This is a genomic window from Mycobacterium sp. KBS0706 (genome assembly GCF_005938675.2).
Lineage (GTDB): Bacteria > Pseudomonadota > Alphaproteobacteria > DSM-16000 > Inquilinaceae > Inquilinus.
The window spans coordinates 1-14,600 of record NZ_VCCH02000073.1; the positions used below are offsets into that span (position 1 = coordinate 1).

17 protein-coding genes are annotated in these 14,600 nt (G+C 69.9%); 10 read left to right on the forward strand and 7 right to left on the reverse strand.

Going from position 1 to position 14,600, the window contains the following annotated elements:
• Positions 1-116: 116 nt before the first annotated feature.
• The 3 genes from FFK22_RS30000 (at position 117) to FFK22_RS30010 (ending at position 2,252) form a co-directional block, all read left to right on the forward strand.
• Positions 117-608 (forward strand): hypothetical protein, encoded by a 492-nt coding sequence (locus FFK22_RS30000; RefSeq protein WP_138891631.1) that lies wholly within the window; start codon positions 117-119, stop codon positions 606-608.
• A 64-nt stretch (positions 609-672) separates the two neighbouring features.
• Entirely contained in the window at positions 673-1,110 is a 438-nt protein-coding gene (locus FFK22_RS30005; protein WP_138891632.1) for an SgcJ/EcaC family oxidoreductase, read from the forward strand.
• A 68-nt stretch (positions 1,111-1,178) separates the two neighbouring features.
• Positions 1,179-2,252 (forward strand): alpha/beta fold hydrolase, encoded by a 1,074-nt coding sequence (locus tag FFK22_RS30010; protein WP_306770193.1) that lies wholly within the window; start codon positions 1,179-1,181, stop codon positions 2,250-2,252.
• On the opposite strand, the gene FFK22_RS30015 is transcribed toward FFK22_RS30010, so the two are convergent.
• Together FFK22_RS30015 and FFK22_RS30020 are read right to left on the reverse strand one after the other, a co-directional pair.
• On the reverse strand, positions 2,249-2,659 hold the full coding sequence (locus FFK22_RS30015; protein ID WP_221938965.1) for a glutathione binding-like protein: 411 nt from the start codon (positions 2,657-2,659) through the stop codon (positions 2,249-2,251). The genes FFK22_RS30010 and FFK22_RS30015 overlap by 4 nt on opposite strands.
• An 82-nt stretch (positions 2,660-2,741) precedes the next feature.
• Positions 2,742-3,347, reverse strand: a complete 606-nt coding sequence (locus FFK22_RS30020; protein WP_221938966.1) for a TetR/AcrR family transcriptional regulator — start codon at positions 3,345-3,347, stop codon at positions 2,742-2,744.
• Between the two features lie 126 nt (positions 3,348-3,473).
• On the opposite strand from FFK22_RS30020, the gene FFK22_RS30025 reads away from it, so the two are divergent.
• Both FFK22_RS30025 and FFK22_RS30030 read left to right on the forward strand, forming a co-directional pair.
• Positions 3,474-5,081: an FAD-dependent oxidoreductase gene (locus tag FFK22_RS30025; protein WP_138891634.1), complete on the forward strand. Its 1,608-nt coding sequence runs from the start codon at positions 3,474-3,476 to the stop codon at positions 5,079-5,081.
• Between the two features lie 15 nt (positions 5,082-5,096).
• Entirely contained in the window at positions 5,097-6,251 is a 1,155-nt protein-coding gene (locus FFK22_RS30030) for an FAD-binding oxidoreductase (protein WP_138891635.1), read from the forward strand.
• Positions 6,252-6,299: 48 nt separating this feature from the next.
• On the opposite strand, the gene FFK22_RS30035 is transcribed toward FFK22_RS30030, so the two are convergent.
• Positions 6,300-7,385: an AI-2E family transporter gene (locus FFK22_RS30035; protein WP_138891636.1), complete on the reverse strand. Its 1,086-nt coding sequence runs from the start codon at positions 7,383-7,385 to the stop codon at positions 6,300-6,302.
• A gap of 285 nt (positions 7,386-7,670) precedes the next feature.
• Between FFK22_RS30035 and FFK22_RS30040 the strand changes: the two genes are divergently transcribed.
• From FFK22_RS30040 to FFK22_RS30055, 4 genes are all read left to right on the forward strand, one after another.
• Positions 7,671-8,756: an HlyD family secretion protein gene (locus tag FFK22_RS30040; RefSeq protein ID WP_138891637.1), complete on the forward strand. Its 1,086-nt coding sequence runs from the start codon at positions 7,671-7,673 to the stop codon at positions 8,754-8,756.
• Positions 8,746-9,789, forward strand: a complete 1,044-nt coding sequence (locus tag FFK22_RS30045; RefSeq protein WP_138891638.1) for a DUF2955 domain-containing protein — start codon at positions 8,746-8,748, stop codon at positions 9,787-9,789. The genes FFK22_RS30040 and FFK22_RS30045 overlap by 11 nt, the downstream gene beginning before the upstream one ends.
• On the forward strand, positions 9,786-10,433 hold the full coding sequence (locus FFK22_RS30050; RefSeq protein WP_138891639.1) for an RraA family protein: 648 nt from the start codon (positions 9,786-9,788) through the stop codon (positions 10,431-10,433). The genes FFK22_RS30045 and FFK22_RS30050 overlap by 4 nt, the downstream gene beginning before the upstream one ends.
• Positions 10,434-10,496: 63 nt before the next feature.
• A complete protein-coding gene (locus FFK22_RS30055; RefSeq protein WP_138891640.1) occupies positions 10,497-10,877 on the forward strand; it encodes a DUF427 domain-containing protein in 381 nt (126 codons plus the stop codon).
• A gap of 127 nt (positions 10,878-11,004) precedes the next feature.
• On the opposite strand, the gene FFK22_RS30060 is transcribed toward FFK22_RS30055, so the two are convergent.
• The gene (locus FFK22_RS30060; protein ID WP_138891641.1) at positions 11,005-11,415 is read right to left on the reverse strand and encodes a VOC family protein; all 411 of its coding nucleotides are present in this window, start codon (positions 11,413-11,415) and stop codon (positions 11,005-11,007) included.
• Between the two features lie 247 nt (positions 11,416-11,662).
• Here FFK22_RS30060 and FFK22_RS30065 point away from each other — a divergent pair, with 247 nt between their 5' ends.
• A complete protein-coding gene (locus FFK22_RS30065; protein ID WP_138891642.1) occupies positions 11,663-11,947 on the forward strand; it encodes a hypothetical protein in 285 nt (94 codons plus the stop codon).
• 6 nt (positions 11,948-11,953) lie between these two features.
• Here the strand turns inward: FFK22_RS30065 and FFK22_RS30070 are convergent, their stop codons facing one another.
• The 3 genes from FFK22_RS30070 to FFK22_RS30080 are packed head-to-tail and all read right to left on the reverse strand — an operon-like array spanning position 11,954 to position 14,554.
• Complete coding sequence (locus FFK22_RS30070; protein WP_138891643.1) at positions 11,954-12,739, reverse strand: ABC transporter ATP-binding protein; 786 nt, start codon at positions 12,737-12,739, stop codon at positions 11,954-11,956.
• Positions 12,736-13,539 (reverse strand): ABC transporter permease, encoded by an 804-nt coding sequence (locus FFK22_RS30075; RefSeq protein WP_138891644.1) that lies wholly within the window; start codon positions 13,537-13,539, stop codon positions 12,736-12,738. Before FFK22_RS30075 ends, FFK22_RS30070 begins: the two co-directional genes overlap by 4 nt.
• Positions 13,540-13,549: 10 nt before the next feature.
• The gene (locus FFK22_RS30080; RefSeq protein ID WP_221938967.1) at positions 13,550-14,554 is read right to left on the reverse strand and encodes an ABC transporter substrate-binding protein; all 1,005 of its coding nucleotides are present in this window, start codon (positions 14,552-14,554) and stop codon (positions 13,550-13,552) included.
• Between the last annotated feature and the right edge of the window lie 46 nt (positions 14,555-14,600).

Below are 14,600 nucleotides of genomic sequence, written 5' to 3' on the forward strand. Positions count from 1 at the left end.
CGAAGCTGGTCCGGCGGACTTCGCACCGGGCAGGCCCGGGACCGCAATTTTTTCCAAGCGGCCGCCGCCCGACGGAGGGTAATGCAGGCCTCCCCGATACCGCCGGAGTCCTTGCCATGCCCACCTACCCATCCCTGCAGGCGGCCCTGTTCGCCGAGGGCCCGGCGCCGGATCGGGCCGGGAAGATGGCCCTCTATGGCTGGCTGATCGGCGACTGGGAGATGGAGACCCGTCTGTTCGCCGAGGACGGCACCGCCACGCCCGGCCACGGCGAGATCCATTTCGGCTGGGCGCTGCAGGGCCGCGCCATCCAGGATGTCTGGATCCTGCCCGGCGCCTTCTTCGGCACCACCATCAGGATCTACGACCCTGGGATCGACGCCTGGCACATCCTGTGGCACGACCCGCTGAAGCAGCTCTACACCCGCCAGATCGGCCGGGCCGAGGGCCGCGACATCGTGCAACTCGGCCGGACCGATGACGGCGCCGCCTCCCGCTGGAGCTTCCGCGAGATCACGCCGGATGCCTTCGTCTGGCGGGCCGAGCGGTCGCCCGACGGCGAGCGCGACTGGCGCCTGCTGGCCGAGTTCCGGGCCCGGCGGGTCTGAGGGCTGGCCGTGCGGCCGCATCGGTCTAGACTGACTCCGTCCCCGCAACCCGGAGAGGCCTGCGATGTCGGATGACGAGCGCGCGATCCGCGACCTGGTCGACACCTGGATGGCGGCCAGCAAGGCCGGCGACACGGCGACCGTCCTGAGCCTGATGTCGGACGACGTCGTCTTCATGGTCCCCGGCCACGAGCCCTTCGGCAAAGAGGCCTTCGCCGCCGCTTCGGCCGGCCAGTCGGAGTTCCGCATCGACGGCCGCGGCGAGATCCGCGAGTTGCAGGTGCTGGGCGACTGGGCCTGGCTGCGCAGCCATCTCGACATCACCATGATCCCGCCGGTCGGCCAGCCGGTGCGGCGCGCGGGCTGGACCCTGACCATCCTGAAGAAGCAGCCGGACGGACGCTGGCTGCTGACCCGCGACGCCAACCTGCTGACCGTGCAGCCGGCTCCGACCGGAGGGGACGAGCTCCCGCTGATACCGGAGACGTATCAAACCGAGTAGAAGCGATATTTGATCGATCAGACGCGGATCGCCAAAGAGGACCGGAGCCCACCAGCCCGGAGGAAACCGTGTCCGTCCTGCGCGCATCCCGCGCCGCCGTCCTTGTCACTGCCCTCGCCGCGGCTCCGGCGGAAGCGGCCCCCGATCTGGTCCGCGAGGAGCTGCGGGCCACGACCGCGGACGGCATCGGCATCCGCATCCGCGAGGTCCGGCCCCGCGCCGGCGCCACGGGGGAGCCGATCATCCTGGTCCATGGCGCCCGGGTGCCCGGGATCGCCTCCTTCGACCTCGACGTGCCCGGCGGCTCGCTGGCCGCGGATCTGGCCGAGCGGCTGGGCCGCGTTGTCTACGTCATGGATGCGCGCGGCTATGGCGGCTCCGACCGGCCGGCGGCGATGGACCGGCCGGCGGCCGAGAGCCGGCCGCTGTCCCGCGGCCATGAGGTGGTGCGCGACATCGATGCGGTGGCCCGCGCGGCGGCGCAGCGCACCGGCTCGGACAGAGTCGCCCTGGTCGGCTGGGCCACCGGCGGCATGTGGTCGGCCTGGTACGCCTCGCTCTGGCCCGGGCGGGTCGGCCATCTGGTCGTGCTGAACGCGCTCTATGGCGGCGCCGACCAGCATCCGACGCTGGGCCCCGGCTCTCCCGCCGCCGATCCCGACCGCCCGGACCGGCTGAGCCCGACAGTCGGCGGCTACACGCTGAGCACGGCGGCGGCGCTGTTCCCGTCCTGGGACCGCACCATCCCGGCCGAGGACAAGGCCAGCTGGCGCGCTCCGGCCGTCGCCGAGGCCTATGCCCGGGCGGCGCTGGCCAGCGACCCGGCCTCGGACAGGCGCGATTCCCCGGCCTTCCGCGCCCCGGCCGGCGCCACCGAGGACAGCTTCCTGCAGGCGAACGGGCGCCGGCTGTTCGACGCCGGCTCGATCACCGCGCCCGTCCTGCTGATCCGCTCCGAGCATGATTTCTGGAGCCGGCCGGAGGACATGGCCGCCTTCGCCCATGACGCAACGCGGTCCGACGGCGTGCGGAGCCTGACCCTGCCCGGCGCCACCCATTACGTGCATCTCGACCGCCCCGAGCGCGGCCGAGACGCGCTGATCGCGGAGATCGCCGCGTTCCTGGGACCGCAGGCGGACTAATACGCCAGCCGGCCGTACATGTCGTCGAACGGCATCATCACATGCTGGCGATAGGCCGGCCGCTCGGCCAGGCGGGCGTACCAGGCGCGGACATGCGGCACGGCCGGCGTCTCCAGCCCCATGCCGAAATAGCGGTACAGCACGGTGCCGGCCGGGATGTCGGCCAGGCCGAAGTTGTCGCCCGCCAGGAAGTGCCGGCCGGCCAGATGCTCGTCGAGCAGCCGGAAGTGGCCCGCGCAGGCCTCCTGCCTGCGGGCCACAAGCTCGCGGTTGCGCTCGGCCTCCGGCGTCCGCCAATGGCCCCAGAACAGGTCCATGAAGTCGCGTTGCAGCGTCGCCAGCGACCAGTCCATCCAGCGGTCGGACAGCGACCGCTCGGCCGGGTCCGCCGGCCGGTATGTGCTCATGCGGCAGGCCAAGCTCGCCCACCCAGCCACATCACCTTCTGCACGTTGAAGGCGTTGCGCCGGCCCCAGATCGTCAGCATCCCTATCTCCCCGGTCGTCCCGTCAGCACGTCGTCATAGATCGTCAGGTAGCGCAGCCGCTCCGGCCGCGGCTCGCGGAAGGCCATGGCGTAGTAGCCGATCTGGTGGAAATAGCTGACCCGGGTGCGGATCAGCGCCTCGTCGCCGTCATAGCCCATCTGGTCGAAGGCGCGGCGCAGCAGACCCATGCGGTGGTCGTCGGCGCCCTGCACCGCCCGCGCCACCTCCTTCGAGGCGCGGCCCCAATCGCGCACCGCCATGTCCAGCGCCGGGCTGAACGGGTCCTCGTCGACCCAGACGTTGCGGAAGGCGCGGAACAGGGCCGTGCCCTCGAGGTCGGTGCGGCCCTCCAGCGCCTCGAAGGGCGCGCAGTTGCGGCGGCGCCATTCCGCCAAGAGCGCCGCCAGCAGGTCCTTCAGGCCCTTGAAGTGGAAGTAGAAGCTGCCGCGCGTCACCTTCAGCGTCGTCGCCAGCCGGTCGACCTTGACGCTGGCGACGCCGCCCTTCTCCAGCACCTTCAGCGCGGCGCGGATCCAGTCCTCGCGGCTCAGCGTCCGGCGCCCGTTTCCCGCCTCCGCCGTCGCTTTGCTGTTCTTCGCTGTCGCCAATGCGTCCGTCCTCGATCGGTGCCGGCGGTAGCCTTGCGTCACCAGCCAGATGCCGGCCCCACCCTGTATGGCGATATCCTGCAAGGCAAGAGGGGACCGGACGCCGCGTCGGAGAAGAAGCCAGCCATGTCCCATCCACCGATCGACCCGAAATCGGTCGCCGGGAAGACCCCGGAGGTCGAACGCCATGTCCAGCTTCTCGTCATCGGCGCCGGCCCGGCCGGCATCGCCGCGGCGGCCGAGGCGGCGGAGCGCGGGCTGGAGGTGCTCCTGGTCGACGAGAACCCGGTCGACGGCGCCCTGGTCGGCATGGATGTCCCGCTGCATTTCGGCGGCCGCGCCACCGCCGCGGTGAACACGCCCGGCCGGCTGCTGGAGACGTTCCTCGAAGCCCAGCCGGAGTTGGTGGAGCTGTTCGACAAGGGCGTCGAGGTGCTGCTGCAGACCACGGTCTGGGGCCTGTTCGCCAACGCCCCCGGGGTGCAGTGGATGCCGGGCCCCGTCGCCGGCCTGGCCGACACCGACCGGTCCTGGCTGGTCGGCTTCGACCGCGTCGTGGTGGCCGCCGGCCGGCGCGACCTGGGCATGTCCTTCCCGGGTTGGGACCTGCCCGGGGTGATGGGCGTGACCGCGGCACACCGGCTGATTGCCGGCTACGACGCCTTCGCCGGCCGGCGCCTCTTGATCCTGGGCACCGGCGCCGAGGCGCTGGACCTGGCCCTGACCGCGCTGGGCCGCGGGCTGGAGGTCGCCGGGCTGGTCGAGGTGGCGGAGCAGCCGGTCGGCCCCGCCGAGCTGGTCGAGGCAGTCGGGGCCCACGGCGTGCCGGTGCTGACCGGCCATGTGATCAAGGTGGCGTCGGGCAATGTCGAGGGCGTCACCACCGCGACGCTGGTGCGGGTCGATGGCGGCCTGTCGCCGGTGCCGGGCAGCGAGCGCGACATCGCCTGCGACACCGTCGCGCTCGGCATCGGCACGGTGCCGAACATCGAGCTGCTGGCGGCGCTGGACGCGAAGCTGGTGCACGACCCGGACCGCGGCGGCCATGTGCCGGTGACCGAGGCCGACGGCCGCACCGCCCTGCCCTTCGCCTATGCGGTCGGCGACTGCGCCGGCATCCATGCGGCCAAATCGGTCGACCCCGCCGTGGCGCGGCAGGAGGGCCGGGTGGCGGCGATCGCCGCGGCGGCGTCGCTGGGCCAGGTGGCCGAAGGCGACGTGACCGCCGCCCGCGCCGGGCTGGCGCAGCCGGTCAAGGGCGGCGGCGACCACCGCATGACCTGGCTGAAGGCGCTGCTCAACACCGGCGGGCTCGACGTGCTGGTGTGCCAGTGCGAGGAGGTCAGCCGAGGCGAGCTCCTGGACATCAGCCCGCCGCGCTATCTCGAGCGCGTGTCGAACAAGATGGCCACGCGGTCGCTGACCACGCTGCTCGAGGACGGTCCGGTCAACCAGGACCAGGTCAAGCGCCTGACCCGCGCCGGCATGGGGCTGTGCCAGGGCCGCCGCTGCCGCGAGCAGGTGGCGATGCTGCTGGCCCTGTCGTCCCATGTCGATGTCGGCCAGGTGCCGCTGGCCAGCTATCGCCCGCCGGTGCGGCCGCTGCCGCTGAAGGTGCTGTGGCCGCAGGACGAGGCCGCGGTGGTGCGGCAGGAATGGGATTCCTGGTTCGGCATCGAGAGCCAGTGGGTGCCGTGGTGGGACATCCCCACCGGCGCTGAGAAGAAAGGCTGAGGCGGAGGGCGGATCATGGCAGAGACGAAGAACGGCGCCTCGGTCGTCATCATCGGCGGCGGCGTCACGGGCTTGAGCACGGCATGGTGGCTGGCGCGCGGCGGTATCGACGTGCTGGTGCTGGAGAAGGGCATCATCGGCTGGGAGGCCTCGGGCCGCAATGGCGGCGGCTGCACCCATCCTCAAAGTCCGCTGTTCCCGGAGGAGCAGCGGCTGTGGCCGCAGATGGACGAGTTGCTGGGCTATCCGACCGAGCACCAGAAGCACCGGCTGAAGATCGTCCTGCACGAATCCGACGTCGAGTTCATGCTCGGCTGGGTCCGGATGGGCGAGAAGCAGGGCTTCCACTACGACACCCTGGACGGCAAGCAGATCCGCGAGCTGGCGCCGCTGGCCGGCGACACGGTCGAGCGCGGCTACCTGCTGAAATATGGCGGCCATGCCAACCCGCAGCGCACCAGCCAAGCCTATGCCTGGGCGCTGCAGGACCTGGGCGGCCGCATCCTGCAGCATTGCACCGTGACCGGCTTCGACACCGCAGGCGGCAAGGTGACCAGGGTGCGCACCGATCGCGGCGATTTCGGCTGTGACCATGTGCTGATCGCCGCCGGGCCGCAGACCGGCCTGTTGGCCGAGATGCTGGGCGTCGACCTGCCCGTCGCCTCCGGCCGGGCCGAGATGATCGTCACCGAGCCGCTGCCGGCGATGCCGATGAGCGGGGTCGACGGCAACGGCCTGTACGGGCGGCAGACGCTGCGCGGCAACCTGGTCTATGGCGGCGGCCCGCATGAATGGCTGCCGCCGGTCGACCTGAAGACGCCGCCGAAGCCGTCCAGCCCGCTGCTGCGCAACATCGGCCGGCGGCTGATGGAGCTGTTCCCCAAGGCCGCCCATGTGCGGATGATCCGCAGCTGGTCGGGCGTGATCGAGAACACGCCCGACGGGCGCGCGGTGATCGACTGGATGCCGGGCTTCGACAACGCCATCGTCGCGACGATGTCGAGCGTCGGCTTCGGCCTGTCGCCGGCCAGCGGCCACGCAATCCGCGACCTGATCGTCGACGGCGCCTGCAGCTTCGCCGACCTGTCGACGATGCGCCTCGACCGCTTCGCCGGCCTGCCGGAGGACTGGCGCGAAGCCCAGGGCTGGCTGCCGCCGGTGGCGGCGTAGCCGTTCCCTTTCCTTTTTGACAGGGGGTGTATCGGGCTGCTCGGATCTCTACGGCCGGCCTTCAACCGGGGGCTGGCGCAGCCACTCGACGAACAGAACGTAGCCGACGGCCAGCAGCACGGGCCCGACAAACAGGCCGAGAAGGCCGTCGGCAATCATGCCGCCGATGACGCCGACCAGGATGACCGGCATCGGCACATCCAGTCTGCGGCCGAGCAACAATGGCTTGAGGACGTTGTCGCTGAGCCCGGCGACGAGGGTCCACACCGAAAAGATGATCGCCGGCGTCGTCGCTTCGGTCGCGAGGACATAGGCTATGACAGGCAGCGTCAGCAGCGTCGCCGGCACCTGCACGATACCCAGCAAAAGCGTCCCCAGCGTCAATATGCCGGCTGCCGAAAGGCCGATGGCGAAGAAGCCGACCCCGATGAGCAGCGACTGGATCACCGCGACGCCGACAATACCCAGCGCCACGCCGCGGATCGTCGCGGCGGTCAGCGCAACCAGCCGGCTCCCGCGCGCCCTGCTGCCGGTGACATGCTCCAGCAGGCGATGAGCGAATTCGGCGGCAGTCTCGCCATAGGCGACGATCACAGCAGCGATCGCGAAAGAGAGGGCGAACGACAGTTCGCTGGCGGCCAGGCCACCGGCGAACGACACCAGCCATGCTCCAAATCCGCTCAATACCTCGCGGTATTCGGCCAGCGCCGCCGGCAGGTTGCTGGCGGCGAGCGTCCAGGCATCCGTCAGCTTGTGGCCGACCAGCGGGATGTCGGCGAGCCCGGGTGGCGCGGGCGGCGCGGTCAGGCTCTGATCCTGCAAGCCCAAGGCAAGTGCGTACAGGGAAGACGCAAGCCAGGTCACCACCGCGAACATCGGAACCAGCATCACCACCACCCCGACCAGCCCGACCAGCAGCGCCGACCAGCGATTGCCGAGCCAGACGACCAGGCGTGCATGCAGCGGGTACAGCAACACCGCCAGGATCACCGACCAGAGCAGGATGCCGGCAAAGGGCAATATGATTCGGCCGCAGGCGAAGATCAGCAAGGCCAGCAGCCCGAGGCGAAGCGCAGCATCCAGCAGGGTCGAGCGCGAAGGCGGGTTATCAGAGGTCGGCCCGTCCGGGTTCATTGTCTGCGTCCTCTTCACCCAAGCGAAAGGGTCGTCCCGTCATCCGCCTGGCTGCCGTCGAGCGCGTCATCCTCAGGTTGGCCAATGGCCGGCCAGGCAAGTTTAGGGCGCAGGATTTCCGACGACTTTGCTCTGGAGCAAAATTGCGTGCGGATCGATGCCGTAACTTGATCGTCAAATTGGCTCAATCGCCGCGGATCCGTGATCCTGCAACGCGCTTTCCGGTGCCGACGGGGCAAGGTGCCAGCGGCCGGGCCTGAAGCTTGAAAGTGTGCGGGCGGCAGCATGAGCGAAGAGAAAGTGCTGAGCGGCCGGCAAAACCCCCTGCGGCGCACGGCGCTCGTCGTCGTCGTGATCACCGTCCTGCTGTTCGCACTGTCGGTGGCGATGGAGCGGCTGACGCCCTCCTCCTCGCAGGCCATCATTCAGGCCTATGTGGTCCGCATGGCGTCCGAGGTCACGGGCCGGGTCCTTGAAGTCGGTGTCTCGGACAACGCCCGCGTGGCCGCCGGACAGGTGCTGTTCCGGATCGATCCACAGCCCTACGAGATCGCCGTCGCAGAGGCGGAAGCACGCCTCGAACGCATCGGCCAGACCATTGGCGCCTCGACCCAGGCCGTGGAATCCGCCCAGGCCGAGCTGGTGAAGGCGGTGGCCGATCGCGAGAATGTGCGGGCGCAGGTCGAGCGCGCCAGGAGCCTGGTCGAACGCGGCGTCTATGCCCGCGCCAGGCTCGACGAGGCCAATGCGGCCCTGGGCGTCTCGGAAGCGACCGTCACCGGCGCGGAGGCCGATCTCGCCAAGGCGCGCGAGGAGCTCGGGCCGCAGGGCGCCGACAATCCGCAGCTCAAGGAAGCCCTGGCGGCGCTCGAGCGGGCCCGGCTCGACCTGCTGCACACGACGGTCCTCGCCCCCTCCGACGGGGTCGTCACAAATCTCCAGCTCGGCGTCGGCCAGGTGGTCGGCACCGGCCAGGCGGCGCTGACCTTCATCGACGCCGGCACGATCTGGGTGACGGCTGCCTACAAGGAGAACAGCCTCGAATACCTCAAGCCGGGCAACCAGGCGGAAGTGGTGCTGGATTTCCTGCCCGGCAGGATCTTCACCATGCAGGTCGAGAGTGTCGGCTGGGGCGTTTCGCAGAGCAGCGTCGACCCCGCCACCGGCCTGCCGGAGATCCGCAACCAGAGCGGCTGGGTGCGCGAGCCGCAACGTTTTCCCGTGCGCCTGGTCTTCAAGGACAAGCCGCCGCTCGGCATCCGCTACGGCTCGCAGGTCAATGTGGTGGTCTACACCGGCGAAAACCGCGCGATGAACGCCATCGGCCGCGCCTGGATCCGGCTGATCGCGGTGCTGACCTATGTCAGTTGAGGCCGCATCGCCCATCCCCGTCCGCCCGGACCTGCGGGCCAAGCGACAGGGCCTCCGGATCGCGACCGCGGCGGCCGTCGGCCTCACGCTGGGAGTCGCGAATGGCGAGGCCGTGCCCTTCCTCGGCCCGATGTTCGCAGTGCAGTTCCTCTTTGTCAGCCCGCGGCCGCTCGGCCTGAAACAGGCGATCGGCCTGATCGCGCTGATCCTCGCCGTCGGCAAGGTGATGGTCTGGCTGACCGGTGCTTTCGGCGACCGGCCGGTCGTGCTGCTTGCCCTGCTCGGACTGGTCTATTGCACCTGCTTCCTTCTGCAGGCACGGGGCCGAGGTGGGGCGGCGCCCTTCCTCGTCATCGTCATTGCCGTGATGGTGCCGATGCTGGGCATCCTGCAGAAGGATCTGGGCGAGAGCATCATCCTTATTCTGTTCAAAGGGGCGCTGGGGGGTGTCGTCCTCGCCTGGCTCGGCCATGCGGTGTTCCCGGATCCCGGCGGCCATGCCGCTGGGCGAGCCGTTCCGTCCGGCGTCGACCACGCCGTCCACCAGGCCTTGGCCAACACGGCGATCCTGCTGGCCATGGTCGTCCTGTGCCTGACCGACAGCCGCTTCTCCACCGCCATCGTGGTGCCGATCACCGTGGCCTCGCTGCTGAACCAGCTCGATCTGGCCAGCAGCGGCCGCGCCGCCCTCGGGCTGATGGTCGTCAATCTCCTCGGCGGGGTCGTCGCCTCCTTTGCCTTCGCCTTCATCGAGCTGCGGCCGACCGTGCCGTTCCTCTTTCTCACGGTCTTCTTTGTCGCGCTGGTCTTCGGCGGTCGGGCGGCGACGGATCCCCGGGCCGGAAAGGTCTATGCCGGCGCGCTCACCACCTTCCTGATCCTGTTCGGCCTGGGCGTCTTGCCGCTTCCCGCCAGCACGCCGGACAGTTTCGCCAGTCGCGTCGGGCTGGTGCTGTTTGCTATCGTCTGCACCTTCTGCCTGACGGCCTTGTTATGGCCGGCGCCATCGACGCGACGGGAGGACCGAACATGACCGACCTGACCGCCCGGCTGGAGGCCTGCTATTCCGGCGCCGTCTACGACGTGCTGCGCGACCTGGGCCATGCCAATTGCGTGCTGCCGCGGACGATCCTGGCGGTCGACCCGGACACCAGCGTCTGCGGTCGCGTCTTCACCATCCGCGGCCGGCCGGACGACACCGTCGACGCGCATCAGAGCCTCTTGGCCTGGACCGAGCTGCTGACCGTGGTGCCGAAGGACCATGTCGCGATCTGCCAGCCGCAGGACGATGTGCGGGCGCTGATGGGCGAGCTGTCGGCCGAGGCGCTGCAGTCGCGCGGCGTGCGCGGCTACATCGTCGATGGCGGGTCGCGCGACAATGCATTCATCCGCAAGCTGGGCTTCCCGGTCTTCGCCCGCTTTCGCACGCCGCGCGACATCGTCGCCGCCTGGGTGCCGGAGGCTTATGGCGAGCCGATCACCATCGGCCAGGTGCGGATCGCCACCGGCGACTGGGTGGTGGCCGACATCGACGGCATCGTCGTCATCCCCGCGGCCCTGGCCGAGGAGACGGTGGCGAAGGTCGAGGCGGTGATGCGGCAGGAGAACTTGGTGCGCAACGCGATCCTGGACGGCACCTCGCCGCAGGAGGCCTATCTCCGCCACGGCAAATTTTAACCCTTCCCCTGAAGCGGCCCGGACCCCACATCGAAGGTCCAGCACACATCAGGGCCATGCGCCATGAGCGAAAAGCCGAGGAAGATCCCCGGACCCGACCATCCGATCACGGTCACGCCGAACCCGGGCCGGATCGTGGTCACGGTGGCCGGCAAGGTCGTCGCCGACAGCCGCAACGCGCTGACGCTGCGCGAGGCGAGCTACCCCGCGGTGCAGTACATCCCGCGAAGGGACGTGGACATGGCGGCGCTGCAGCGCACCGACCACGCCTCCTACTGCCCCTACAAGGGCGACGCCGCCTATTACAGCATCCCGGCGGGCGGCGAGCGGACAGTGAACGCGGTCTGGACCTACGAGAGGCCCTACGACGCCGTCGCCGAAATCAAAGACCACGTCGCCTTCTACCCCAACCGGGTCGATTCGATCACCGAACAGTCGGCCTGACGCCCTTTCGTCATGGCGAGCCCCGCAGGGGCGTGGCCATCCAGGATTGCCAGGCCTGCTCCGGCTGCGGGACTGGATGGCCACGCTTCGCTCGCCATGACGGAGAGGTGAGATCGGCGCGGTCAGCCTACGGAAACAGCCCCGGCGCGTCCGATCGGTGGCAGACGCAGCACAGCTTGTTGCCGTCCGGGTCGCGCACATAGGCGCCGTAGTAGCTGGGATGGTAGTGCGGCCGGGTGCCGGGCGCGCCCTCATCCACGCCGCCCGCGGCCAGGGCCGCCTGGTGGAAGGTGTCGACCTGGGCCCGGTCGCGCACGTTGAAGCCGATAGTGACGCCGTTGCCGAAGGTCGCCTTGCCGCCGTCGATCGGGCGGCAGATCAGGAATTCCGGGCCGCTGTCGCCCTCCGGCACATAGCACAGCCAGCCGGCGACGCGGTCGTCGAGCTGGCAGCGCAGGCCGATCGCCGCCAGCACCTTGTCATAGAACTGCTTGGCCCGATCGATGTCGTTGGTGCCCACCGTGATGTGGCTGAACATGGCCCTCCCCGCGGCCCCATGGCCTTCAATGTCCGGCGCGCCTCGGGCTCGCCAGCCGCGGCACGTCGGGATTCGCACCAGCATAGCGCCCGCGGCCGTCCGAACGAAGCGGCAACACTCCCGAATTTCCTACGGTTCCCGGCGCGAATGCCGCAGCCCGGGCCGGAACCGGCGCTGCCCGGCCGCTATTGATGCCATACCAACACAGAACGGCCCCTGCCCCGGAGCGCCGCCGCGGAGGATGCAGATGGACACGATCGGCCCCCTGACCCAGCAGATCCACAACGACCTTCTCGCGCTGATCGGCGAGCGGTCGGAGGATTATGCCGCCGAGGCGGGCGGCGACCCGCAGGCGGTCAGCGGCGCGCTGATCGGCGCCCTCGCCTTCCTGACCGGGCAGATGATCGCCGCCGCCGTCGAAGCCGAGGTCGTCACGCCGATGCTCGAGCGGGCCAGCGCCAATATGCGCGTCGGCGCCGAGGCCGGCGTCGCGCCGGTGCGGACCATCGACACCGGCATCACCCTGCACTGAAACAGGCTAAGCGTCCGCCTCCGCCATCCGCCGCACCTCCTCGCGGATCGAGCCGAGGATGCGGTGGCGCAGGCGGATGAAGTCGTCGGTCTCCGCGATCTCCGGCGCCCGCGGGCGCGGCAGCGGCACCGGCACGATCTCCTTGATCCGGCCCGGCCGGCTGGACATCACCGCCACCCGGTCGGACAGGTAGACCGCCTCGTCGACATCATGGGTCACGAACAGCACCGCCAGGCGGTGCGCCTCCCAGATATCGGTCAGCAACTCCTGCATCTGCTGCCGGGTCAGGGCGTCGAGCGCGCCGAACGGCTCGTCCATCAGCAGGATCTTGGGCCGGTAGCACAGCGCCCGGGCGATGGCGACGCGCTGCTTCATGCCGCCGGACAGCTGGCTGGGCCAGGCATCGGCGAAGCGGGCCAGCCCGACCAGCGCCAGGTGCTCGCGCGCCGTCTGCTTCACCTGCGCCGCCGGCAGCCCGAGGCCGCGCAGGGCGAACTCGACATTGCCCAGCGCCGTCAGCCACGGCATCAGCGTGTAGCTCTGGAACACCACGCCGCGGTCGCGTCCCGGCCCGGCGATCGGCCGGCCGTCGACCAGCACCGCGCCCTGGTCGAACTCCTGCAGCCCGGCGACGATCGACAGCAGGGTGGACTTGCCGCAGCCCGAGGCGCCGACCAGCGACACGAACTCGTTCTCGCCCAGCGTCAGATCGATGCCCTGCAGCACCTGCAGCCGGTCCTGCTTCTGCACGAAGCTTTTGGACAGGGACCGGACCTCAAGCCGCGCCGTCATCGCCGCGCCCGCTCATAGGGAAACAGGCGGTGCGCCAGCGCCTTCATGCCCTGGTCGGTGACCAGGCCGAGCACGCCGAGCACCAGGATGTAGCCGATGATCGTGTCGGTCTGGAAGAAGCGCTGCGCCGTGTTGATGCGGTAGCCGAGGCCGGAGGTGGCGGCCACCAGCTCGGCCAGCACCAGCCAGGTCCAGGCCCAGCCCAGGCTGATCCGCATCGAATCCCAGATCCCGGGCAGCGCCGCGGGGATCACGATCGACATCAGGATCCGGCGCGGCTTCATCTCCAGCGTGCGGCCGACATCGATGAAGTCCCAGGGCACGCGCTTGACGTTGTCCATGATCAGCAGGACCTGCTGGAAGAAGGTGCCGATCCATATGATCAGGAACTTCTGCAAGTCGCCGGTGCCGGTCCACAGGATGGTCAGCGGCACGAAGGCCACCACCGGCATGTAGCGGACGAAGTCCACCACCGGCTCGACCAGCGCCTCCCACACATGGTAGCGGCCGATCAGCACGCCGATCGGCACCGCGACCACCGTCGCCAGCAGGAAGCCGACCAGGATGCGGTAGATGCTGATCGCCGCGTCGTCCCACAGTTGGCCGGACTGCGCCAGCAGCCACAGCCGGTTCGCCACCTGCACCGGCGAGGGCAGGAACAGCGGCCGCACCAGCCCCGTCAGCGTCACCGCCGCCCACAGCAGCAGGAGGCCGAGGAAGACCAGCGCGGCGATGCCGGCGAAGCGCGCCGGCGTCAGCCTGGTGTCGAGGCGGAAGAGGCGCGGCCGGCCGGCGGTCATGCGTTCAGGATCACTGCGTCACGGCGGCGACGAAGCGCGGGTCGATCAGCGCGGCGGCGTCGACATCGCCCTGCAGCAGCCCCGCGGCCTGGGCCGCCTTCTTGACGTCGAGGATGACGTGCTGGGCGAAGGCGCCGGTCAGCTGGGTCTTGTTGTCCGGTAGGGAGTAGAAGGTCACGCCGTCGAAGGCGGTCGAAAGCTCTTCCGGCGACGCGCCCACCGCCTTGGCGATGATGGCGCGGCCGCCCGCCGTGTCCTTGGCGTAGTCGTCATGCGCCGCCTGCCAGGCGCGCAGCAGCGCCGCGATCTGGCCCGGCTTCTCTTTCAGCACCTCCTCGCGCACCACGAAGACGTCGGAGACCAGGCCCGGATCCTCCGCCGCGGTGTACAGCAGCCTGACCGCCGGATCCTGCGCCCGCGCCAGGGTCAGGTAGGGCTCATAGGTCACCGCCACGGGCACCCGCTTGGCGATCAGCGCCGCGCCGGCATCCGAGGCCGGCATCGGCACCGACTTGACGTCGGCCAGCGTCAGGCCGTTGGCCGCCAGGGCATAGTTCAGCAGGATGTGGCTGGTGGTGCCCTCCTCATAAGCCACCTCCTTGCCCTTGAGGTCGGCGATGCCCTTGACGTCCGGCCCGGCCAGGATGGCGTCGGCGGTCATGCTGACGTCGAGCACGGCGACGATCTTGATCGGCAGCCCGGCCGCCGCCATCACCAGGGCCGTGTGGGTGGCGATGTTGGCGCCGTCCAGCTGGCCGCTGGCCAATGCGGCGTTGACGTCCTTGTCCTGGGTGAAGTTGACGATCTCGACATCGGACAGGCCCTGGGCCTCGAACAGCTTCTTGTCGGCCGCGACATGCCACAGCCCGTAGCCGAGCCAGGGCTCGATGCCCATCTTGAAGCCGCCGGCCTCCGGCTTCGCCGGCACCGATTGCGCCGCCGCTGGCCCGGCCCAGGCCAGTCCCGCCGCCATGATCGCGGCCGCCAGAACCATCGTCCCGCCATGATGTGCCATCGCCATTCCCCTGCTGAGGGCACGGCCGTTGCCGCCGGCCGCGCTG